This is a genomic window from Kitasatospora sp. NPDC048239, assembly GCF_043202015.1.
Classification (GTDB): domain Bacteria; phylum Actinomycetota; class Actinomycetes; order Streptomycetales; family Streptomycetaceae; genus Kitasatospora.
Window position 1 is genome coordinate 16,902 of the sequence record NZ_JBICZP010000007.1, and the last position, 23,281, is coordinate 40,182.

The 23,281-nt window shown below is 72.1% G+C and carries 15 protein-coding genes; 1 reads left to right on the plus strand and 14 read right to left on the minus strand.

Annotation, left to right across the window (positions count from 1 at the left end; translation table 11 throughout):
- The 10 genes from ACGFZP_RS20365 to ACGFZP_RS20410 form a co-directional block, all read right to left on the minus strand.
- The gene (locus ACGFZP_RS20365; RefSeq protein WP_392934738.1) at positions 1 to 1,305 is read right to left on the minus strand and encodes an O-antigen ligase domain-containing protein; all 1,305 of its coding nucleotides are present in this window, start codon (positions 1,303 to 1,305) and stop codon (positions 1 to 3) included.
- Between the two features lies 1 nt (position 1,306).
- Positions 1,307 to 2,833 carry a right-handed parallel beta-helix repeat-containing protein gene (locus ACGFZP_RS20370; RefSeq protein WP_392934741.1) on the minus strand — a complete coding sequence of 509 codons (1,527 nt, stop codon included), beginning with the start codon at positions 2,831 to 2,833 and terminating at the stop codon, positions 1,307 to 1,309.
- Between the two features lie 15 nt (positions 2,834 to 2,848).
- Positions 2,849 to 4,822, minus strand: coding sequence for an alginate lyase family protein (locus tag ACGFZP_RS20375; RefSeq protein ID WP_392934743.1), 1,974 nt, complete (start codon positions 4,820 to 4,822; stop codon positions 2,849 to 2,851).
- A complete protein-coding gene (locus ACGFZP_RS20380; RefSeq protein WP_392934746.1) occupies positions 4,819 to 7,017 on the minus strand; it encodes a bi-domain-containing oxidoreductase in 2,199 nt (732 codons plus the stop codon). Before ACGFZP_RS20380 ends, ACGFZP_RS20375 begins: the two co-directional genes overlap by 4 nt.
- 43 nt (positions 7,018 to 7,060) lie before the next feature.
- Positions 7,061 to 8,995 (minus strand): asparagine synthase (glutamine-hydrolyzing), encoded by a 1,935-nt coding sequence (gene asnB / locus ACGFZP_RS20385; RefSeq protein ID WP_392934749.1) that lies wholly within the window; start codon positions 8,993 to 8,995, stop codon positions 7,061 to 7,063.
- 3 nt (positions 8,996 to 8,998) lie between these two features.
- Positions 8,999 to 10,528 (minus strand): Wzz/FepE/Etk N-terminal domain-containing protein, encoded by a 1,530-nt coding sequence (locus ACGFZP_RS20390; RefSeq protein WP_392934752.1) that lies wholly within the window; start codon positions 10,526 to 10,528, stop codon positions 8,999 to 9,001.
- Complete coding sequence (locus ACGFZP_RS20395; protein ID WP_392934754.1) at positions 10,525 to 11,892, minus strand: Wzz/FepE/Etk N-terminal domain-containing protein; 1,368 nt, start codon at positions 11,890 to 11,892, stop codon at positions 10,525 to 10,527. Before ACGFZP_RS20395 ends, ACGFZP_RS20390 begins: the two co-directional genes overlap by 4 nt.
- Complete coding sequence (locus tag ACGFZP_RS20400) at positions 11,889 to 13,169, minus strand: glycosyltransferase (protein WP_392934757.1); 1,281 nt, start codon at positions 13,167 to 13,169, stop codon at positions 11,889 to 11,891. Before ACGFZP_RS20400 ends, ACGFZP_RS20395 begins: the two co-directional genes overlap by 4 nt.
- Entirely contained in the window at positions 13,159 to 14,475 is a 1,317-nt protein-coding gene (locus ACGFZP_RS20405) for a nucleotide sugar dehydrogenase (protein WP_392934760.1), read from the minus strand. The genes ACGFZP_RS20400 and ACGFZP_RS20405 overlap by 11 nt, the downstream gene beginning before the upstream one ends.
- Before the next feature lie 73 nt (positions 14,476 to 14,548).
- Complete coding sequence (locus tag ACGFZP_RS20410; protein ID WP_392935527.1) at positions 14,549 to 16,033, minus strand: sugar transferase; 1,485 nt, start codon at positions 16,031 to 16,033, stop codon at positions 14,549 to 14,551.
- 807 nt (positions 16,034 to 16,840) lie between these two features.
- Here ACGFZP_RS20410 and ACGFZP_RS20415 point away from each other — a divergent pair.
- Positions 16,841 to 16,963: a hypothetical protein gene (locus tag ACGFZP_RS20415; RefSeq protein WP_392934762.1), complete on the plus strand. Its 123-nt coding sequence runs from the start codon at positions 16,841 to 16,843 to the stop codon at positions 16,961 to 16,963.
- A 94-nt stretch (positions 16,964 to 17,057) separates the two neighbouring features.
- On the opposite strand, the gene ACGFZP_RS20420 is transcribed toward ACGFZP_RS20415, so the two are convergent.
- The 4 genes from ACGFZP_RS20420 to ACGFZP_RS20435 all read right to left on the minus strand — a co-directional run bounded on the left by ACGFZP_RS20420 (position 17,058) and on the right by ACGFZP_RS20435 (position 23,245).
- Positions 17,058 to 19,481 (minus strand): non-reducing end alpha-L-arabinofuranosidase family hydrolase, encoded by a 2,424-nt coding sequence (locus ACGFZP_RS20420; protein ID WP_392934765.1) that lies wholly within the window; start codon positions 19,479 to 19,481, stop codon positions 17,058 to 17,060.
- 318 nt (positions 19,482 to 19,799) lie between these two features.
- Positions 19,800 to 22,445: an RICIN domain-containing protein gene (locus ACGFZP_RS20425; protein WP_392934767.1), complete on the minus strand. Its 2,646-nt coding sequence runs from the start codon at positions 22,443 to 22,445 to the stop codon at positions 19,800 to 19,802.
- 293 nt (positions 22,446 to 22,738) lie between these two features.
- Positions 22,739 to 22,924, minus strand: coding sequence for a hypothetical protein (locus ACGFZP_RS20430; RefSeq protein WP_392934769.1), 186 nt, complete (start codon positions 22,922 to 22,924; stop codon positions 22,739 to 22,741).
- Between the two features lie 21 nt (positions 22,925 to 22,945).
- Entirely contained in the window at positions 22,946 to 23,245 is a 300-nt protein-coding gene (locus ACGFZP_RS20435; protein ID WP_392934771.1) for a hypothetical protein, read from the minus strand.
- Positions 23,246 to 23,281 lie beyond the last annotated feature (36 nt).

Sequence of the window (23,281 nt, forward strand, 5' to 3'; positions counted from 1 at the left end):
TCAGGTCACCTCCCGGTTGCGGTCCCGGCGCGGGATGCGTCGTCGCGGGACCGCGGGTGTCGTCAGGGGCGTGGCCCCGGCAGGCGTCGCGAGCAGCGAGGCGGCCAGGGTCAGGTGCAGCAGGTACGGCGAGGCGTCGCCGAGCCCGGCCTCGGTGTACGAGGAGATCGCGACGTAGCTGATCAGGAAGATCGCGCAGGCGCGCTCCAGCGAGGGCGGGCGCAGCAGGGCGACACCGCCCAGCGCGAGGAGGATCGCCGCCACGAGGGCGATGCCGACCAAACCCTGCTCGTTGTAGACGGCCAGCCAGCTGTTGTCGATCGGCAGCCCGCCGAACGACTTGTCGCCCAGACCGATGCCGAACGCCTGTTCGGGGATCGTCCGGGGCTGGGTCAGCAGGGCGTCCCAGACCTTGGCCCGGCCGGTGAGGTTGGAGAAGTTCTCCTTGCTCTGTCCGCGCATGAACCACGTCTCCAGCGCGGAGGCGAACGCCACCGCGGCCACCGTGGCGCACACGAGCGACCAGGAGAAGAACCGGCGGGCGGCGGCGCTGGTCAGGACGAGCGAGCCGATCGCCAGCGCCAGCCCGACGAGCAGGCCGATGGTGGCCGTCCGGGTGTGGGTCATCGCGAGCAGGACGAAGGTCGGCACGATGACCAGCGCCGCGCTCCTCCCGGTGGTCCGGCGGCCCAGCAGGAGCAGCACGGTGAGCCCGATGATCACTGCGGAGTACTGGCCGATCTGCGGCGGGGTGAGCGGCCACAGTGCGCCGACCAGGCGCCCGCCGTAGTACTCGGGCATGGCTGTGCCCGGTGAGATGACGAGGCCCGCGGCCACCGACCAGAGCACCGCGTAGTACATCCGGACGTGGGTCCGCACGAGCGTCAGGCTGCCGTCCCACCAGCGGCTGATCAGCCACAGCGTGGCGACGAAGATGGCCAGCCGGGTGCAGCGGAACAGCGCGCCGAGCCCGACCTCCAGCTTCAGGCTGGAGATCACGCTCGGCACCAGCAGCAGGGTGAGCAGGAACAGGAAGGCGCCGGCCCGCACGCGCAGCCGCAGGTTGAGCACGAGCGCCAGCGTGAACGCGGAGACCAGTGCGCCCATGGTGGCCATCTGGATGAGGGAGCGCGGCAGCCTGACGATGGTCTTCGCCCCGGCCGAGCCGAGCGTGTTGAGGCCCAGCAGCGCCCAGACGATCCAGACGGCCCTCGGCGTGCCGTCGGGGTCCTGTCCGGCGCCGGGCCGGGTGAGCGCCGCACCCGGTCCGCCCGTCGGCCCGCCGCGCGTCGGGTCCCCGGCCATCTCAACCACCGGCCTGCGGGGTGAAGGTGCTGCCCGCGTCCTGCTGGTACGGCAGGCCCTGCCACTGCCCGGAGTCGAGCCGGCGGCCCGGGTCGTCGACGACGAAGCTCCACGGTCCGCGGTAGGCGTTGTCGTGCCAGCGGTTGTCCTGCTTGAGGGTGATCGCCTCGGCCACCCGCTTGCCCTGGTACGGCGACCAGTCCGGATAGGTGCCGTAGTTGGCGAGCACCGCCATCCGGCCGCACGCCGCCGCGCACTTGACGACGGAGGTGTCGAGGGCGAAGCGGTTGTCGTGGATGTCCACCCGCTGGGTCTTCCACCGGCAGTCGGAGTAGAGCGGCGCGGTGTCGATCGCCGGCTTCGCGCAGCGTTGGGTGTCCTTCACCAGCAGGGTGCAGTAGCCGGTCGAGGTGTTGGCCGGGCTGTTGCAGAAGCGGTCGGCGTTCTCCCACAGGGTGATTCCGGACCAGTTGTCCTCCAGCAGGTTCCGCTCGATCTCGATCCTGTCCGTGCGGGCCGGGATCCGCGGCTCGCCGCCGGCCTCCGACAGGTAGACGGCCGCGTACGGGAAGTCGTCGCCCGCGGCGGCGTGCCGACGGCCCTCGACCCAGTCGTTGCGCCGGATCGTGTTGTTCCGGATGACCGCGTTGTAGCTGCTCTCGTACACCAGCGCGGCGCCGTCGTTGGACTCCAGCAGGTTGTCCTCGATGCGGAAGTCGTTGTTGTTGTTGTCCGCCCACAACCCGGCTCCGCGGTTGTCGTGCACCCAGTTGCCCCGGACGTCGGCGCCGTTGACGGCCCAGAACTTGATGCCTCCGGAGCAGCCGCAGCCCGGCTGCAGCCGCTCCCAGTCGTCGGTGTTGTTGCCCACGATCTCGTTGCCCTCGACCAGCAGGCCCGTGATGGAGTCGCCGGTCTTGTACGCGTTCATTCCGTACTGCCCGTTGTCGCGCAGGCAGCTGGCGCGGACCTGCTGGCGGGCACCGGCCATCAGCCCGGCGCCGGAGTTGTGCTGGATCGTCGCGTGCTCGATCACCCACCCGTCGGCCATGTCGTGGTTGACCACGCCCTCGTCGTGCGGCGCGACGAAACCCTGCACGGTCAGGTGGCGGATGGTGACGCCGGGGGCGGTGCCGCTGAACGCGTAGTTGTTGGTCCGCCGGCCGTCGAGCACCGCGCCCGGCGCGCCGAGGTAGGTGTCCCCCTCCTTGGCCATGACCTGCGCGTAGCGCTCCGGTTGGAGCGTGTGCGTGCCCGGGAGCAGCCAGAACGTGGTGTTCGGGGGGTTGCTCCTGGTTTTCGCGGCCAGGTCGTCGACCACCGCGGGGTCGACCGTCACCGCGCCCGCCGGCGCGCTCGTCGGCCCGGCCGCGGGATCGGAGCACGCCCGCGCCACGGCCGCGGCCGCGCTCGCGGACGGCGGCGCGGTCGGCTCCGCCGGGGCGTCCGCCCCGCTCGTACAGCCGGCCGCCACCAGCAGGGCCAGCGTCAGCCGCGCCACCGCCGACACCCCCCGGCGCCTCCTCATCCCCACCCCGCCCCCCTAGCCGCGGAACCCGAGCACGGTGGTGAACCCCTGCGTGCCGTCGGTGAAGCCGGTGCCGACCAGCGTGGTGGCGGGTTCCCTGCGTCCGAAGCCGGCGGAGTACCAGCCGAGCGGCGGGTCGCTCTCGCCGCGGTGCGCCCGCCAGGACAGCTGCCCGGGCAGGTCGAGCACCGCGGAGCGGTCCTCGCCGTCCCGGGTCCAGGTCAGCACGGCCCGGTTCCCCGCCAGGTCCGCGGTGATCGCCGGGCCGAGGTGGAACGCCAGGCGCACGGCTCCTCGCGGGCCGCGCACCTCGTCGACCACCCGCAGCTCCCGGTCGGCGGCGGTCAGCTCCACCCGGCGGCGGTGCACCGAGGGCCGGTAGCCGTCGTGCTCGGCGCACCAGCGGGCCACCCCCTCCTCGGAGGTCTCCGCGACCAGGACGCGGGTGCGGGCGTGCCGGGTCCACAGGAACGGGCCGCCGGAGACGGACTGGTCGTCGCCGCCCAGCTCCAGGGTGTTGTGGCCCAGAGTCGACCGGAAGTACCGCCGCCACGCGGGCTGCCCGTGGTAGCAGTACGTCCCCGGGTCCGCGAGCACGTCGACCCCGTCGTGCCGGACCTCGATGGACAGCGCGTCCGCGTGGCCGTGCGCGGCGATGGACAGGAACCCGTGCGGGCCGCCGTCGCAGCGGCACCAGATCCCCGCCGGACCGCGCAGGACGGTCATCCCCGCGTCGGCGAAGTGGGCCGGTCGGCTCGCCGGTCGGGCCACGGCCGGTGTGCCGCGGCCGTCGGCACCGGCGCTCCTCCCGTACGGCCGGACGAGCGAGGCCAGCAGCGGGGTGCGCACGTCGGTGCCGGTCACCGCCGGCCACCAGGCGAGGCGCCCGAACACGGCGTCCCCGGTGGCCAGCAGGGAGGCCCAGCGGTCGGTGCCCGCGCCGTCCACGACCAGCCCGTGCCCGTCGTCCGCGTCACCCTGGCGCGGCGGCCGCAACCGGTCGTCCACGACGGCCGCGAGCGCGTCGGTCATCCGCAGCAGGACCAGCCGGATCGTCGCGGGGACGGGCACGGCGGCGGCGTCCGCCTCGGCCACCGCGGCCAGGCCGAGCTCCAGGACGAGTCCGTGGTACTCGGTGGCCAGTTCGCGGTTGAGGCCGGAGGGGAAGGTGTTGGCGCGCAGGTGCCGCTCCAGCGACCGCAGCGCTCCGGAGCGCCAGTGCGCCGAGGAGGGGAACCACCCGAACGCGCAGGCCGCGGCGAACTGCCCGGCCGCCTCGGCGATGACGTGGTTGTTCGCCGAGGACCCCCGGCTGGGGAAGGCGGCCAGCCAGCGCTGGTGGTGCCAGATCTGCTCCAGCGCCACCGGGTTGCCCTCGAACAGCCCGGCCGCGCCCGGCCAGCCGTCGAGCAGCCGGCGGACCCACACCCAGGACAGCAGCCGGATGCCCAGCTCGATGCCGCTGATCCAGTGCACGCCGCGCAGCGGCGGGTTGGCCGCCCACCAGGACCGAAGGTGCTCGGCCACCCGCCCGGCGTACCGCTCGTTCCCGGTGACCGCGTAGGCGGCGGCGAGCACGGTCAGGTACTGGTGCCGGGACGGCTCCCAGATCTGCTTGACGTCCCCGACCGCGTCCTCGTCCCGGTACGGCACGTCGAAGGCGTAGCCGCCCGGCGCCCGGCGCCCGGTCTTCGGGTCGAGCCACCAGTCCGGGGCGACCAGGTCGTCGCGGGCCACCCCGAAGTACTCGGCCCGTCCGTCCATCAACCGGTCCGCCTCGGCGACGAGCCGTTTCGCGGCCTCCGGCGACACCGCGGCGATCGCCCCGGCGGGCAGGACGGCGGTGAACCCGACGCCGGTCACGCGCGGGCTGCGCGGCGGCGCCGACCGCCACCGCCGCCTGCGCACCGCGTCGCCCACCCGGCCGCCGACCTCCCGCGGCCCCATCCGCGACAGCCGCCGCAGGTACCAGCCCGCGCTCATGGTCATCGCGGCCCCGCCAACGCCACCGGCGCGCCGGCGGCCAGCGAGGTCTGCACGGCGAGGGTGGCCGCCGTGGTGGCGACCAGCGACTCCAGCGGTACAGGCATCGGCCCGCCGGTGCGCACGGCCTTGATGAACGCGGCCAGTTGGGCGGACTGGCCCTTGTCCCGGGCCTTGGGCAGGCGCGAGCTGACCCACCGCTTGGGGCCGTGCACCGAGGCGCGGACGAAGTCGTCGAGCTTCAGCACCTTGCCGTCCGCGACGAGGTCCAGCGTCTCCTTGGGGAAGCCGGGCGCGCCGGTGGTGACGTAGCTGAGGGTGGCGGTGGAGCCGTCCGGGTAGCGCAGCACGACCTGGAGGTCCTCGTTGCCGGACGTGGCGACCGCGTACACCGAGACGGGGTCGGCCTCGAGCAGCCAGCTCGCCGTGTCGACGAAGTGCCCGCCCTCGCCAGCGAACCGCGTGCCCTCGGTGCCCTGGCGGAGGTACCAGCTGCCGTGCTGCAGCCGGCCCGCGTTGACCAGGTAGCGCAGGTTCGCCGGACCGCTCCGGACGCCGAGCCTGGTCCTGGCCTCCCGCAGCAGCGGCGCGAACCGGCGGTTGAAGCCCACCTGCAAGCGGTCGTTGCCGGACTCCTCCACCGCCGCTAGCACCCCGGCCAGTTCCTCCTCGGTGAGGGCCAGCGGCTTCTCCACGAACACCGCCTTGCCGGCGAGCAGCGCCCTGCGGGTCAGTTCGGCGTGCGAGCTGTGCCGGGTGACCACGAACACCGCGTCCACCGACGGGTCCTCCAGCACGGCGTCCAGATCGGTGGTCGCCTGAGCGAAGCCGAACTTCCGCTGCGCGTTGGCCGCGGACAGCGCCGTCGTCGTGACGACCGTGGACAGCGTGACCCCGTCGCGCTGCGCCAGGTGCGGCAGCAGCATGGAGGTCGCATAGTTCCCCGCGCCGACGAACGCCAGCCGCACCGGCGAGGCGGCGGACCGGGCGGGGGCGGGCGACCTGTCGCCGCGGCGCACCGAGGGCACCGCCACCGCCGGGGCCTGCGCGCTCCGTTGTGCCTGTTCCTCCCCCGTGGGCTCGGGGTACCGGAACAGCACGGCCACGGCCTTCAGGTCGCCGTCCTTCAGCCGCTGGTACGTCTCGACCGCGTGGTCGAACTCGGCGACGTGGGAGACCAGCGGCTCCACGTCGACGCGGCCGCGGGCGAGGAGGTCGAGGAAGCACGCCAGGTTGCGGCGTTCGGTCCAGCGCACGTAGCCGATCGGGTAGTCCCGGCCCTCCAGCTCGTACTCCGGGTCGTAGCGCCCGGGGCCGTACGAACGGGAGAACCGGACGTCGAGCTCCTTCTCGTAGTACGCGTTCCACGGCAGGTCCAGTCGGCACTTGCCGATGTCGACGACCCGGCCGCGGTCCCGGGCCAGGCTGGCGGCCAGCTCGACCGGCTGGTTGCTGCCGCCGCCGGCGGCCAGGTACACCTGGTCCACGCCGTGTCCGTCGGTCAGCTCGGCGACGGCGGCCTCCACGGCCGCGGACCCGGGATCGCCGCAGGCCACGGCCCCCAGCCGCGCGGCGAGCTCGCAGCGCGCCGGGTCGGGGTCGGCCCCGACCACGCGCACCCCCGAGGCGGTGAGCAGCTGCACCACCAGCTGCCCGATCAGCCCGAGGCCGATCACCAGCGCCACCTCGCCCAGCTGCGGCTCGCCCTGGCGGACACCCTGCATCGCGATCGATCCGACGGTGCCGAAGGCCGCGTGCCGCGGAGCGAGGCCGTCCGGCACCGGGACGTAGAGGTTCCTCGGCACCCAGTTCAGCTCCGCGTGCAGCGCGTGCTCGTTGCCGGCGCAGGCCACCACGTCGCCGACCTTCACGTCGTCGATCCCGGCGCCGACCTGCTCGACCACCCCGCACAGCGAGTAGCCCAGCGGCGTGTAGGAGTCCAGCTTGCCCATCACCTTGCGGTAGGTGGCGGGCAGCCCGTTGGCGGCCACGCTCTGCATCACCTTGGCCACCTGGTCCGGACGGGAACGGGCCTTGCCCAGCATCGACATGCCGGCCTCGGACACCTTCATGAGCTCGGTCCCGGTGGATATCAGCGAGTAGGCGGTGCGGACCAGCACGCCGCCCGGCTTGCACCCCGGCACGGGCACGTCGAGCACCGCCAGCTCGCCGCTCTTGTAGTTCTGCACAACCTGTTTCACCGAAGTCCCCTTGTTTCCGAGCCGTCTTCTACGCTGCCGACTTCTACGCCGCCGAGCCGGTGCCGCGGTCGGACCCGGAGGTCGCGCCGCGGTACCAGTACTCGAGGGTCAGTACGTGCCAGAGGTGCTTGGAGTAGTCCTGCTGCCCGGCGGCGTCCGCGGCGACCATGCGCGCGAGCGCGTCGCGGCGCAGGAGCCCGGAGTTGACGAGCACGCCGTCGTGCACCACCTCGCGCACCAGCGGCGCCAGGTCCCGGCTCATCCAGGCCCGCAGCGGGGCGCTGAACAGGCCCTTGGGCCGGTACACGATCTCCCGGGGGAGGACCGAGGTGGCCGCCTCCTTGAGGACGGCCTTGCCCTGGCGTCCGACGATCTTGCGGTCGCCGGGCACGGCGAACGCCGCCCTGACCACCTCGACGTCCACGTACGGCACCCGCACCTCGGTCGACGCGGCCATGCTCGACCGGTCGGTGTACGCGAGGTTCAGGCCCGGCAGGAACATCCGGGCGTCGCCCAGGCACATCCGGTTGACGAAGTCGTCGAGGTCGTTGTCCCGGTAGACGTCCGCGTGCTCGGTCAGCACGTCCTGGACGGTCCCCGCCAGGTCCGGATCGACCAGGGCGAGCAGTTCGTCCTGGTCGTACATGGTGTAGCTGCGCCGGAACGCGGTCTCCTCGGGCAGGTCGGCGAAGGAGAGGAACCGCTTCGCGAACCGCACCGACCGCAGGCCCCGGCGGGCCGTGGCGACCGGCAGCCGGTCCACGGCCGCGGACAGGCCGCGCCGCAGCGGCCGCGGGACGCGCTGGTAGCGCAGCGCGATCTGGTTGGCCAGGTGCTTGCGGTAGCCGGCGAAGAGCTCGTCGGCGCCCATCCCCGAGAGCATCACCTTGACCCCGGCCTCCCGGGCGGCCGAGCAGATCAGGAAGGTGTTGATCGCGGCGGGGTCGCCGATCGGCTCGTCCAGGTGGTACGTCATCCGCGGCAGCAGGTCGAGGACGTCCGGGGCGATCTCGATCTCGTGCAGGTCGACGCCGAACCGCTCGGCCACCTGCCGGGCGTAGCGCAGGTCGTCCGGCATCGCCTCGAACCTGGCGTCCTCGGCGCGGAACCCGATCGTGTAGGCGGAGATCCCGGGGTGGTCGCGGGCCGCCAGCGCGGTCAGGTAGCTGGAGTCCAGCCCGCCGGACAGGAAGGTCGCCACGGGCACGTCGGAGAGCAGGTGACGCCGGGTCGACTCCTCGACGACGGCGGCGACGTCCGGCCGCTCGCCGGCCAGGGCCCGCTCCCGGCCCTCGGCGGCGACGTCCCGCAGGTGCCAGAACCGGCCGCGCTCCACCCGGCCGTCGGGCCGGCACCGCAGCCAGCTCCCCGGCGGCAGCTTCTCCGCCTCGCGGAACGCGCAGCGCGAGTCCGGCACCCAGTAGTACAGCAACGAGGCCACCAGCGCCGCGTTGTCCACCTCCAGCGATCCGCCGGTGGCGGCGGCCAGCGCCTTGAGCTCGGAGGCGAACACCAGGCCCTCACCGCGCCGGATCAGGAAGAGCGGCTTGATGCCGAGCTGGTCGCGGGCGAGCACCAGCTCGCCGGTCCGCTCGTCGAAGATCCCGAACGCGAACATGCCGCGCAGCCGGGGCAGGCAGTCGGTGCCCCAGCGCCGCCAGGCCTCCAGCAGCACCTCGGTGTCGGAGGTGCCGCGGAAGCGCACCCCGGCGGCCGACAGTTCGGCCCGCAGCTCGGGCGCGTTGTACAGCTCGCCGTTGTACGTCAGGACCAGGCCGTCCGAGACCATCGGCTGGGCGCCGGTCTCGGACAGGTCGACGATGGCCAGCCGGCGGTGCCCCAGCTGCACTTCGCCGTCACCGACGGGGTGGCCGTACCGGCCCGCCCCGTCCGGACCGCGGTGGGCGAGGGTGTCGGTGAGCAGGTCGGTCACGGCCTTCCCGTCCGGCCACCGGTACGTGCCTGCGATGCCACACATGTGCTACCGCACCTCCTGGTCGCTGTCCGGGACCCGTGCGGTCCACATCGGTCGTCGTTCCGTCCGCCGCCGGCCCGTCCCGTTCTGCCGGGCCGGCCGCTCGTCGCGGCCGCGCGCCGGGGTGCGCGGCCCGTCCCACAGCGTGCCGTCCGTCCGGTCCCGCGGATCGGGGTCGATCAGCACCACACCGATCACCGGGATGTCCTGGTCCGCGAGTTGCCGCGCCACGGTGTGCAGCCATGCGGTGCTGCCGTGCCCGGCCCGCACGACGAGCACGGTCCGGGTGCCGAGGTGCCGCAGGTCGGTCCACGCCGTGCCGGGCGCCACCGAGCCGACGCCCAGCCGGCGCTCCTGGCCCGCCGCGGCCGTGCCACGCCCGCCGCCGACCACGGTCGGCTCACCGGCCGTCGGGCCGCGCCTGGCGAGCCGCGGGCCGGGCAGCTCGTCGACGAGGACCACCGGCCGCTCCTCCCCGAGCGCCCCGGCGAGGTCCAGGGCGATCGCGCTCGTGCTGCGCGCACAGCCCAGTTCCAGCAGCGACACCGCTTCCGAGGAGCCGCCCACGGTGCGGGCCAGGGTCCTGGTGAGCCTCGTCCGCGCCTCCCGGGCCCGTCGGCCCCGCCACCGGCCGGCCGGCCGGCCGGACACCCGGCGCAGTTCCGCGATGACCGAGGCACCGAGGTTCGCCGCGATGTCCCGGCGCAGCACGGGACGGTCCGCCACCACCGTGCCGACCGCGGCCACCGCGAGCCCGAGGACGAGCCCGAGGACGAACCCCATCCCGGCGTCGGTGGCGAGGGTCGTGACGGGGGACCGCCGCACCGCGCGCGGGGCGTCCACGATCTGCGTGCCGGCCACGAGCCGGGGCGTGCCGACCCGCGCCTCCGCGGCGCGCTGGCCGAAGTCCGTGATCCGCGACGTGAGTTCGGCCCGGCCGGCGTAGAGCGACTCCAGGTTCGCCGAGGCCTTCGGTGCGCTCGGCGCCGAAGCGTCGGCGATCGACTGGTTGACCTTGGCGAGCTCCTCGCGCAGGCGGTCCCGCTGGTCGAGCAGGGCCTTGGCCTGGGCGTCCGCGGCCTCCTGGATCCGCCGCAGGTGGTCCGCGACGAACGCGTCGGCCAGCGCCTTGGCCCGGGCCACCGCCTCCCCCTCGCTGTGAGCCGTCACGGTGATCTGCAGCACCGTGTTGGTCAGGCCGATGCCCCCGTAGTCCTGCATGAAGTCCTCCGGCTTCTCCGAGGACCCGAGGGACTGCAGGGCCTTGCCGGCGATCCCCGTGGTCTGCAGCAGGGCGACGTCGGTGCGGATCAGCGTCCCGGGGTCGTTCGGCTGGTCCTCCTGGTGCGCGACCAGCACCTTGACCACCGCGGTCGGCGGCGCCGGCTGCAGGACCGCCAGCGCCGCGCCGGCCAGCAGCCCGAGCAGCGCCAGGACGCACCAGAGGCGGCGCCGCCTGCGCACCGAGACGACCAGCGCCTGCAGGTCCACCAGCGGCGCGGCGGCCGGCGAGTCCGAAGTCGTACGCGTCGTCACCCCGCGGCGCTCCTCGTGTCGTCGCCGCCCGCGAGCGCCGGCGCGGCGCCGTCCGGACGACGGCCGGCGGACCGCTTCGGACGGGCCCGGACCACGCCGGCGACGATGGCGCCGGCGACCTCGTGCCCGGCGTCCGCACACGCCTCCGCGATGCCGACGAGCTCCGGCGCCGTCCAGCTGCCCGCGCTGAGCACGACCAGCGCACCGGACTCGCCGTCGCGGTCCGGAACCAGCGGCCGGGACACCGAGACCTCCACCACCCGCAGCAGCGGATCGCCCCCTGCCTCGGCGACGAGCTGCCCGGCCGCCCGGCCGGCCATCTCGTCGCCGTCCGGGACGACGACCAGCAGCGGCCGGGGGTGCGGCAGGCGGTCCCGAAGACGGTCGCACACCCGCCGGTAGCGGATCTGCCGACCGGCCTCGTCACCGGGGGCGCGCGGGGCCGGCTGGTCCCACCGGACGTCGATGCCCAGCAGCCGGCGGATCCGGGCCCGCGGGCCGCGGCCTTCCGACCGGTGGGCGAGCCGTTCACCGGGCACGTCGACGGTGCCGAGGAGCACCGAACCCAGCGCCGCGGCGATCTCCGTCTCGGTGCGCAGCCGACGGCTCATCCGGGCGGCGGTGAGGTGGCCGATGACCCCGAGCAGGAGTGCCAGCGCCGCCCCGCCCGCCACGAGCTGCGTCTTCGTCGGCGGTGCCTCGCCGGTCGGTCGGGCCGCCGGTCCCATGACGACCAGGTTGACCGCCTTGGTGGCGGCCGGGTCGACCTGGTCGAGCTTCTTCACCGCGTCCTGCAGTGCGGTGCGCAGCTTCACGAGCTCGGTGCGGGTCTGCACGTTCTCCACGCTCTGCCCCGGCGCGGCGGTGTCGGCCAGGTCGGTGATGCGGCGGCTGGCCTGCGCCACCAGCTGCCGCAGCGCCTCGGGCTGCGCCGCCTCGGGGTCGGTGCTGTCGCCCGAGATCCGCGCGGCGAACGTGACGAACTGCCGGGCCACCTGGTCCGAGAGCTGCTGCGCGCGCTCCGGGGTGTCGGCCGTCCCCGAGATCTTGATGATGTTCCCGTCCGAGGCCGCGGCGCTCACCTTGTCCCGCAGCTCGTTGCCGCCGACCCCGGACCAGCCGAGTGCGGCGGCCGCGCGGTCGATGACCACCGAGCTGGTCGCGATCTCCGTCTGGGTCAGCAGCTCGCGCTCCTGCCACGCCCCGGGCAGCAGGACCGATGCCGACGTCGTGTACTGGGGCGGAAACAGCAGCGAGCTGCCGTAGCCGACCAGCGCACCCACCACGGTGAGGACGGCGAGCAGCCGCCAGCGCCGACGGAGGATCCGACCGATCGTGACCAGGCGTATGGTGTCGTCGCTCAACGGCGCGGCCTTCTCCCGGCCCGGCCCGGGCCACCCGCCGCCACCGGGGCGCCGTCACGGCAGGCAGCGGCGTAGGCGGCGAGCAGCTGTCGCTGGGAGTTCCGCCAGGAGAGCGGCCCGTTGATCCGCTCCTGGCCGAGCTTGCCCATCCAGGCCCGCTTCTCCGGATCGTCCATCAGCAGCGCGATGAGTCCGGCGAACTCGGCCTCGTCGTCGGCGGCCGCGTAGACGGCGGCGTCACCGGCGGAGACCCGCGCCTCCCGGAGGTCGAACGAGACGATCGGCCGGCCCATGACCATGTACTCCAGGACCTTGTTCATGGTCGACACGTCGTTGAGCGGATTGCGCGGGTCGGGGGAGAGGCACACGTCCGCGGTGGACAGGTAGCGCACCAGGTCGGCATCCGGAACGCGCCCGGTGAACTCCACCTGCTCCGAGAGCCCGAGCTGCCGGGACAGCTCCACCATCGCGTCGAAGGTGTCGCCGGCGCCGACGAACACCGCGTGCCAGTCGGTCCGCCCGAGCTCGTCGCGCAGCTTCGCGAGGGCCCGCAAGGCGTAGTCGACGCCGTCCTGCGGGCCCATCACGCCGAGGTAGCACAGCAGATGGGGCTTGCCGCGCTTCAGCTCCGGCTCGGGCGGTACCGGTTGGAACCGGTCGGTGTCGGGCGCGCTGCGCACCACGAAGACGTCCTCCGGCCGCCGGCCGCCACGGCGCAGCGCGACGTCCCGGTAGCTCTCGTTCGTGGCGAGCACGACGTCCGCGGCCCGGTAGGTCAGCCGTTCCAGCGCGCACACGGCGCGGTAGAGCAGATCCTCACCGCGGTCGAACCGGGAGAGGTACAGCTCGGGGACCAGGTCGTGCTGGTCGAACACGAACCGGGCGCCGCGCCGCTTCAGCCACAGCGCGGGCAGGAACAGCAGGTCGGGCGGATTGCAGGCGTGGACCACGTCGACCGGACCGACCCTGCGGGCCAGCCGGGCCGTGTGCCACAGCGCCGATCCGTACTCCCGCAGGTAGCCGGCCGGCCCTCCGGTGGCCGCGCGCAACGGGTAGCGGTGGATCCGCACCCCCTCGATCTCCGCTTCCGGCTCCGTGTCCCGCTTGCTCCCCTGGGGACAGATGACGTGCACCGTCCAGCCCGCGTCGCGCAGCGTCGTGCACTCCTGCCACACCCGTCGGTCGAACGGCACCGACAGGTTCTCCACCAGGACCAGCGCGCGACGGCCCCGCCCGTCGCCGCCGGTCGCATCACCGAACGATGTGTCACCAGGCAAGGCCCACGTACCCCGGTTCGGTCCGGCGCGCCTCGGCGTCGGGAAGGCGGATGAGGTCGACGATCACCGGGCCGTCGCCATGGGGCAACGCCGACAGCACGTCCGGGTCCCTGGTCCCGACCACGCACACCTCGGCATGGTCGAGCACCTCGTCGACGGACTCCGCGAGCAGCTGCGCGAGGTGCGGCAGCCTGGTCTCGATGTACTCGCGGTTCGCGCCGAGCAGCCGGGAGATGTTCACGTTGGGGTCGTAGATCCGCAGGTCGTAGCCCTTGCCGAAGAGCCTCTCCGCCAGCTCGACGAGCGGGCTCTCGCGGAGGTCGTCGGTGCCGGGTTTGAAGGACAGGCCGAACAGGCCCACCCGACGCCGGCCGGTGCGTTCGACCAACTCCACCGCGCGCTGCAGGTGTTCGGAGTTGGAGGGCAGCACATGGGAGAGGATGGGCACCGCGACGTCGGCCTGCCGCGCCGCGTGGACCAGGCTGCGCAGGTCCTTGGGCAGGCAGGAGCCGCCGAAGGCGAAGCCGGGCCGCAGGTAGGCGGGGCTGATGTTCAGCTTGCGGTCGGCCAGGAACACGTCGACCACCTGGTGCGAGTCCACCCCGAGCGCCCGGCACACCGCGCCCAGCTCGTTCGCGAAGCCGATCTTGAGTCCGTGGAACGCGTTGTCCGCGTACTTGATCGCCTCGGCCGTCGGGACCGGCACCCGGAACACCTCGCCGGGCAGGTCGCCGTACAGCGCCGCGACCACGTCGCCGCTCGCCGGGTCGAGCTCGCCGATGACGGTCTTGGGCGGGTCGAAGAAGTCCCGCACGCTCGTGCCCTCGCGCAGGAACTCCGGGTTGACCGCGACCCCGAAGTCCACCCCGGCCGTTCCGCCGGCGTACTTCTCCAGGATCGGTACCAGCAGGTTCAGGCAGGTGCCCGGGAGCATGGTGCTGCGGAACACGACGGTCTGCCGCCCGCCCCGCTCGGCCACCGCGGCACCGATCTGCTCGGTGACCCGCTCCAGGTAGGTGGTGCACAGGCTGCCGTTGGGCTCCGACGGCGTGCCCACGCAGACCAGCGTCACCTCGCTGCCCGTGATCGCCTCGCGGACGTCTCCGGTGGCGCGCAGCGCCCCGGTCCGCACGACCTCGGCGATGAGCTCGCCGATCCGTTCCTCGACCACCGGGGCCCTGCCCTCGTTGACCAGGTCGACCTTCACCTGGTTCACGTCCACCCCGATGACCTCGTGACCCAGGCTGGCCAGGCACGCGGCCGACACACAGCCCACGTAGCCGAGCCCCAGGACACTGACCCTCATGACCCGTTCCTCCCCTCGGGCCGACCCCTGTGGCCGGCCGTCCGCGCGTCGATCGGTCGACGCCCCCCACGCATCAGTAGGCCCCCTGCCCCTGGAGCACCGCACGCAGCGTCTTCCAGAGGATCACCGTGTCCAGGGCGAGCGACCAGTCCTCCACGTACCGCAGGTCCAGTCGGACCGCCTCCTCCCACGGCAGGTCGCTGCGTCCGCTGATCTGCCACAGGCCGGTGAGCCCGGGCTTGACGAGCAGCCGCCGCCGGATGTCCGGGCCGTACGCGGCGGACTCCTCTGGCAGCGGGGGCCGCGGACCGACGAGCGACATCGAACCGGTGAGCACGTTGAGGAGCTGCGGGAGCTCGTCGATCGAGTACCGGCGCAGCACCCCTCCCACCCGGGTCACCCGCGGATCCCGGCGGAGCTTGAACAGCAGGCCGGCACCCTCGTTGCGGTCGGCCAGCTCGGCACGTGCCCGGTCGGCCCCGGCGACCATGGTGCGGAACTTCACCAGGGTGAACTCCCGGCCGTCCTTGCCGACCCTGTGCTGCCGGTAGAAGGCCCCGCCCCGGCTGTCCATCAGCACGAGCAGTCCGACGACCACCATCAGCGGCGCGAACAGGACCAGCAGGACCGCGGCACCCAGTCGGTCGACGACCTCCTTGACCGCCCGGCGGCCCCCGGTGAAGGCCGGCATGCTGACCCGCAGCATCGGGATCCCGAGCACCGCGTCGACGTGCAGCCGCGGGCCGGCCACCTCCATCAGCACGGGGGCCACGACCATCTCGGCATCGCCGCCCTCGAGGTTCCAGGCCAGGCGCTGCAGCCGGTCCGGTGACCAGTGCGGGTCCGGGGTGACCGCAACGACCCGGTAGCCGTCGCGGCGGACGTGGTTGGCGACGTCCGCGAGCCGGCCGACGACCGGCACTCCGTCCAGTCGGTCACGGTTGTGCCCGAGATCGTACGGCGTGCACACCGCCTCCACGCGCCAACCGAGGTGCGGGAGCTTGCGGGTGCGGCTGATCAGGTCGCGCACGGTGGCCAGACTCCCGGCGGCGAGCACCGGGCGCAGGCACCGTCCCTCCTTCCGCTGTTTGTGCAGCCAGAGACGCAGCAGATACCGCTCGGTCATGGTGACCAGCGTGATCGCAGGGATCGCGACGAAGATCCAGAGTTTGATGTTGTGCGAGGTGAGGGCGATTCCGCCGAGCGCCAGGACGACGGCCGCCGTGAACAGCGAGCGCCCGAGCCGGCGGAATTCCTCGGCGCCCTGGCCGAGTACGGCCGGAGCCCACGACCGGGTCATCGCCAGCGCTCCCAGCACCAGCAGTTCGGTGCCGAAGGCGAGAATTCCCCATTTCTCGTGCCAGTTGGCCGCGTCCCGAACCCCGAAGAATCGTCCTATCGCCGCCACTACGAAGGCGGTGGCCACGGTGTCGCTGATAATCACAGTACGGCGGTACTGCTGCTCCCAGTCGATCTCGGGCCGGCTGATCCTCCCGTTCACCGGACGCCCCCGCGGCGGTGGAAACGGGCTGACTAATTCTCCTTCCCCCTGCTTCACGGCCCCTTCCAGGTCAGCAGTGGGTTCGACGTGTTCGCTCCACACGGTTCCTCCCCCCGGGAGGCCTGCGCCTCCCGCACTGTTCCTCCCCTTGGGAGGCCCCGCTCCTCCCCTCGGGAGGCCCCGCCTCCCGTGCCGCGCTGCTCCCGTTTCCAGGGGGCCCCGACCCCCCGAATGGCAAACCGCCTATTGCGGCGCTACGTGAACGTCCCACCTGGGCGTCGGCCGGACGCGCATGTCCTGCCGGAGTCCCGAAGTGCGTGGGAAGCCGTCGACGGTTGCTCTCCACATTCCAGGCCCCCTCTCGGGTGCCGAGAATCGATCACCTCCACGTCTGCCGCTGGGGACGCGACTGCCGGCTATCCGCAGCACCGGATCTGTAGATCACGATGTGCCGCTTCGCGTCCAACTGTGCGAAGCGAAAATCAATCTAGGGCATCGGGGCCATCCGAAGGGGGCGATGTGTGAAACGCGTGCTCGATATTTGAAGCCTGGCCTTCCGGCCGGTGATTACAGGGATATCCTGAGGCGGAAGACGTCCAATGTGACTGGGGATGGGGGGGGGGGGGGGGGGGGGGGGGGGGCCCGCCCCCCCCCCCCCCCACAACCCCCCCCCCCCCCCCCCCCACGGCCGGGGTGTGGACCAGGGCGGCGTCGTTCAGGGGAAGTATCCGTCTTGATGCCGGTTCAGGCATGGGATGCGGCTGCGGTGTTCATGGATCGGGCTGGAACGGAGGCAGGCACGGACTCCGGGTGAGGCCCTCCGCCATCTCCTGAGCCAGCCAACTCCCCACCCGAGGAACCGTCATGAGCATCCTGGGCAGGATGACGGCCCGACGCGCCGCCGGGCGCGCCGCCGACGCCGCGATGAAGGTCCACGAAAGAGAGGAACCCCAGCCGACGCACGGCTGGGGTTCCTCCAGGCGGTGAGTGCCGGTCAGCAGGTGGAGTTGCCCACGCCGTAGACCGCTCGTCTACGAGTCGGCGGACCGCACCACGTCGCGATCACCGTGGATCGGGCGGGTCAGCGCTGCAGGGTGAGGACGCCCGGCCGGTACGGCAGCTTGTCGTAGGGGGTGGTGTCCCCCGGCGCGCTGGGGGACCTGCCCTGGTAGAGCAACTGCAGGTTGCAGGGGTCGATGGTCATGGTCTGGTCGGGGTTGTTGCGGACCAGGTCGCCGTGGCTGATGTCGTTGGTCCAGGTGGCGCCACTGTTGGCCTTGCCCGCGAAGGGGTTGCTCTCGGTGGCGGCCTGGGGGGTCCAGGAGCCGTTGAGGCTGGTGGCGGTGAACGAGCGGAAGTAGCGCTGCTCGTTCGCGCCCCGGGCCTCGACGATCATCAGGTACTGGTTCTGGCCCTGGACCTTGTAGACCTGCGGCGCCTCGAACAGGTTCTTCTCCGTGTCGCTCATGACCGTCGTGTACGACGAGCCGAAGCTGCTCGGGAAGTTTCCGATCGGCATACTCGCCCGGTAGATCTTGCCGTTGTCACCGGCGAAGAAGAGGTACATGTTCTGGCCGTCGGCGATCAGGGTCGGGTCGATCGGGACGCCGCCCTCGCCGGCGGGGAAGCGGGCGGTGAACAGGTTCTGCGGCGCGGACCAGCCGTTGGGGTTGGTGGGGTCGCTGGACGTGCGGTAGGTGAAGGTCCAGTTGGTGCCCCACCCCAGTGAGGCCAGTACCCAGATGTTCTTGGGCGCGAAGTAGAACAGCTGGGGTGCCACCGCGCCCTGGTTCATCTTGGTCTGGGTGGCCGTCGCCATGTCCGACCAGTTCGTGAAGGGGCTGAAGCCCATCGAGCCCCAGTTTCCGTCGGAGTACGTTGCGTAGACCAGGTGCTTGCCGTTGTACGTCGTGGTGGTGAAGTCCTTCAGCGCGGCCCACCCGTTCGCCGGCTGCGCCAGCGCACCGGTCGAGCTCCATCGGTAGGTCGACGGAAGGGTGCAGGCGCCGGCCGTCGGCGCGGGCGTCGTCGGGGCCGGCGTCGGGGTGGACGACCCGGACGACCTGAAGTTCCAGTGCTGGTTGGCAGCGCCCCAGGAGTCCCAGATCTGGACGGGGGTGCCGTTGGCGGTCTGGTTGCCGGGGGTCTCCAGGGCTCGGCCGCTGGCGACGTTGGTGAGGGTGTAGGAGCCGTCCTTGTTCCGGGCGGCCTTCCAGTGCTGGTTGGCACCGCCGTGGGAGTCCCAGACCTGCATCTTCGTGCCGTTGCCGGTTTGGTTGCCGGGCTCGTCCAGGACCCGGCCGCTGGCGACGTTGGTGAGGGTGTAGGAGCCGTCGCCGTTCTTGGTGGCCCGCCACTGCTGGTTGGTGGCGCCGCTGGCGTCCCATACCTGGAGCGGGGTGCCGTTGCCGTTCTGTCCGGCGGGCTCGTCGAGGACACGTCCGGCGGCGCCCACGCCGGAGAGCGTGTAGACGGTGCCGGAGTTGATGCCGCCGCCCGGGGTGCCGCCGGCGCCGGCCAGCGGGGTGAGGACGGCGTTGTAGGCGGGCTTCTTGTTTCCGTTGTTGTCGAACAGCAGCGCGTTCTCGCCGGTGCGCCAGGAGTCGCTGTCGCGGATGCCCCACACGGTGATGCCGGTGCAGCGGGCGACGGCGAGGCAGTCCTGGACGGTGTTGGTGTAGGCGGTGGCGGACGCCTGGGCGATGTCGAGCTCGGTGATCTGGACGTCCACGCCGAGCGCGGCGAAGCTGGACAGGGTGGTCTGGAAGCCGGCCGGGGGGCCGCCGGCGCCGAAGTGGCTCTGGAGGCCGACGCAGTCGATGGGCACGCCGCGGGACTTGAAGTCCTTGACCATGTTGTAGACGCCCTGGGTCTTGGCGTCGGTCCAGTTCTCGATGTTGTAGTCGTTGTAGCAGAGCTTGGCCGAGGGGTCGACGTTGCGGGCGGTGCGGAAGGCCTCCTCGATGAAGCCGTTGCCCAGCACCCTCTGGAACACGGAGTCGCGGTGCTGACCGCTGCCGCCGTCGGCGAACGCCTCGTTGACCACGTCCCAGGCGTAGATCTTGCCCTTGTAGTGGTTCATCTCCTGGGTGATGTGGTTGTTCATCACACCGCGCAGGGTGTTGGCGTCGTTGATGGACTTGACCCAGTCGGGCAGTTGGGAGTGCCAGACCAGGGTGTGGCCGCGCGTCTTCTGGCCGTGCGCGGAGGCGTGGTTGACGATCGAGTCGGCGGGGCCGAAGTTGAACGACCCGCGGGAGGGCTCGATGGCGTCCCACTTCATCTCGTTCTCCGGGGTGACCATCTTGAATTCCCGGTCGAGAATGGTGGAGTACGTCGAGTCCCCGAGCCTGCCCGCGGCTACTGCCGTACCGAAGTAGCGGCCGCTGATGGCCGCTGCGTCGGCGAGCACGGTCGGCGTGCCGGCGTTCGACGTGAACGCGGCCTGGGCGACCAGCGGTACGGCTGCACCTACGGCGGCGAGCACCACGGCGGCGGCGATCATGCGGCGGGTTGTCGGCCGGCGGCGATGAGAGCGGTTCTGATCTGGCAACAGCTTGTCCCTCTGGCGCAGTGGGCCTTGATCTTGGCCACGGTTACCTGCCGGTTGCCGCCACGCACACAAAGGTTGCCGTGATCGGGAGGACTTTTTGTCGAGCCGGAGATCGGCGCGGCCCTCATCCCGTCGGGGCGAAGCCGCCGCGGACCGCGAGGGCGCCCGCGGCGGTCCCGGCGTCGGCGCGGTAGGTGTCGTTCTTGGCGTTCCGTCAGACACGGCGGGGCCGCAGGCGGTTGAGCCTGCGGCCCCGCACGGGTGGTGGGGTCAGGAAGGGTCGCCGTACTGGAGACCGCGTCCGTTGGTGCCGATGTAGACGCGCCCGTAGGTGTCGGGGTCGCCGGTGATGATGCCGGTGCTGCCGATGGCGCCCCACTGGTGGGCGTCGTCGTTGATGCGGAGCCAGGTGGCGCCCTTGTCCGTGGAGCGGAAGACTCCGGTGACGTCCTTGACGGTGCCGATCAGGTACAGGGCCTGGTAGGAGGCGCCCGGCGCGGCCTTGCCGAAGCCGAGGGCGGAGGCGGACTTCACCGTGGTGAGCGTGGTGAAGGTGCGGCCGCCGTCGGTGGAGTGCAGCAGCCCCTTGCCGCCGTCGGCGATCCACAGGTCCCCGCCAATGCCCGGGGCGGCGGTGAGCCGGCCGTTGGGCAGGTTGGTGGCGCGGGCGGTGAAGGTCGCCCCGCCGTCGGTGCTGGTGAAGAGCGTGCCGCCGGCCAGCGAGTAGAAGGTGTTGGCGGAGGAGCGGTCGGCGACGACCACCGCGTCGGTGCCCAGGCCGCCGACCTTCGACCAGCTCGTCCCCTTGTCGGTCGAGCGGTACGGGACCTGGCCTGCCCCTGTCCAGACGATGGTGGAGCCGTCCGCCGCGAGCGCGACGTGGCCCATCTGGGCGCTGCCCACCGGCTTCGCCTTGAAGCCGATCCAGTTGAGGCCGCCGTCGGTGGAGTAGGCGCCGTCCTGTTCGCCGCCCCGGCCGACCCGGACCATCATCGAGGGGTTGGACTGCGCGAAGTCGATGTCGGTGCTGCTGCTCATCAGCGGGTTCTTCAGCCGCCCGGCGGGCACCTTGGTCAGGTCGTCGTACCGGAAGCCGCCCTGGTCGCCCATGGAGGTGATGAGGGTGGCGCCACCGGGCGGGGCGATCGCGTCCGCGAGCGCGGTCTCCTCCAGCCCGCGGGCCCCCGGGGTCCAGTGGCTGGTGCCGCCGCCGTCGGTGGCGGTGGCGTCCTTGCTGCGCCAGATGCCGTTGCCGGTGCCGTACAGCACGTGCCCGGAGTCGAAGGGGTCGATGGCCAGCGCGGTCATCCAGTGCCCGATGCCGGTACCGACGAAAGGAGCACCGGAGGCGTCCCGCACCGACTTCGCGGCCTGGGCATTCCAGGTGGTACCGCCGTCGGTGGTCCGGTAGAGCTCGTCCTCGGGGTACCAGCGGTCGAGGGTGGTGACCATCACCGTGGACGGGTGCTGCGGGTCGACGGCCAGACCGGAGAAGCCGTAGCCGCCCTTGGACGGGGAGACGTCCTTCCACGCCCCGCCGGCCGGCGTGTACTTCCACACCGAACCCGCCGTCACGCCGTTGGGCCCGAGGGCGTTGGTGTACGTCAGGTACAGCGAGCCGTCACCGGAGATCACGCCGTGCTGCGGCAGCTGGCCGGTGGGCTGCCCGGAGACGGCCTGCCAGGAGTTGCCGCCGTCGGTGGAGCGGTACAGCGACGTGGACTTGTCGCCGACGCCGACGTAGACCGTCTTGCTGCCGGCCGGGCCGTACGTCACGAAGGAGATGCCGCCGCCGCTGCTCGCCCCGTCCTTGACGGGGAACGAGGAGACCTGGCTCCAGGTCGCACCGCGGTCGGTGCTGCGCCACAGGCCGTTCTTACGGGTGCCCAGGAGCAGGGTGTCGTGGTTCGCGGGGTCGATCACCAGCCGCTCGCCCGCCCCGCGGCCGTCCTCGTTGCCGCCCAGCTTGAACGGCAGATCGGTGCGCTGGAAGGTGCGGCCCTGGTCGGTGGAGCGCAAGATCGCGGAGTTCCCGGCCCAGTCGTTGGTGTAGGTGCCCGCCGCGAGGTAGAGCCGGTCGGGGTCGACCGGATCGGTGGCCAGCGAGTCGATGCCCAGCAGGTTCCAGTCCTTCTCGCCGATCCAGTCGGTCAGCGGGATCCACTGCTCGGCCCCGGTGTCCCAGCGGTAGGCGCCTCCCATGTCGGTGCGCGCGTACAGCAGGCCCTTCTCCTTCTGGTTGAACACCAGCCCGGTGACGTAACCGCCGCCCACCACCTGGGCGTTCTTCCATGCGTACGATCCGGACCCGGTCTGCCCGCCGCCGGACCCGGGCGCCAGGCTCCCGCCCGTCTTCACCAGCTTCCACTGCTGGTTGCTGCTGCCCTGGCCGGGCCACTGGATGATCTGCGCGCCACGGTCGTTGGAGTATCCGGAGACGTCCAGGACCTGACCGCTCTTGCGGGAGGTGAAGGTGACGGCCTCGGAACCGCTCACACCGTCGATCCGCCACTGCTGGGAGGCGGAGGAGCTGTCCGTCTGCTGCTCGGCGGCAGCCGCCCGGGCGGTCGAGCCGCCCGCTATACCCAGCACCTTGCCGCTGTTGCGGTTCACCAGCTCGTAGTAGTCGTCCCCGGTGGGCCTCAGTCGCCACTGCTGGTTGGCGGTGTTCTGGTCGGTCCACTGCTGGATCCGGGTGCCGTCGGCGGTGGAGAAGCCGTTGACGTCCAACACCTGGCCGCTGCGTACGGAGACCAGCCTGTAGTAGGCATCGCCGTCGACCGTCACGGCCTGGGACTCCTCGTGTGTGAACACGAAGTACGACCCGACGGTGAGGGGCACACCGACCAGCAGAGCGGTGGCGTTCAAGCGACGGCGGTGACGCCCGCGGCGCCCGCCGTTTGGGGGGTTGCTCATGGGTAGACGTTCTCCTTGCGAACCGTGCATGAGAGGAAGGCGGATCCGGACACCGGTACTGGCCGGATCTACTTCCTTGTGGTCGCAGGCTCCGCAAAAGGTTGCCGTGAGCCGGAAACTTCTTCAGGGCACCTCGTGGTGAGGGCCGGCGTCCCCACAAGCGGCTCAAGAACACGGCTGAGTGGTCACATCGGATGCGGACGTCGTCGAGCGGCTCACCGACCTCGTCCGCAAGGGACTTCGCGGGTGAGCCCGGCCGGGCGCCGGTGGTCGTTCCCCTCGGGGCCGGCCGTCTACTCGCCGTCAGGATCGGACTCGGCGGCGCCGCCCGGGGCCACCGCGGAACCCGGAGCCACCGCGGAATCCGAGTAGAGGATGTCGCGGGCCTGGACCTGCTGGTCGATCGCTCGGATGCGCCGTTCCACCGCGGTTGGGCGGCGTTCTCGGCTGTCGGCCAGCATGTCGGCGCCGTCGTACACCCACTCCTCGAGGTCCCCGTCCTAGGGCAGGGGTCCGAACCCGCGGCGCAACTCGTCCGCCATCTCCTGTGCCGCGCGGATGAAGGCGTCGCGGACGGCTTCCTCCGGCACAGGCAACCCGGCGCCGAAGGCCCGCAAAGCGAGGTAGGCACGGTCGGCGCCCGGCCGCCGGTTGCAAACCAGCCAGACGACCAGGTCGACCAGCCGGTCATCGGCCGTCGAGGAGCTGCCGCCGACAGGCCTGCCGGGGTAGTTCAGCTGCTTGGAGGGGAGCAGCGGGTACGGACGGCTGCGCCAGCGCTCAAGATGGCGCGCCGACACCCGGGCGCCGTGCTGCGCCGCTAGTGCTGTGACCGG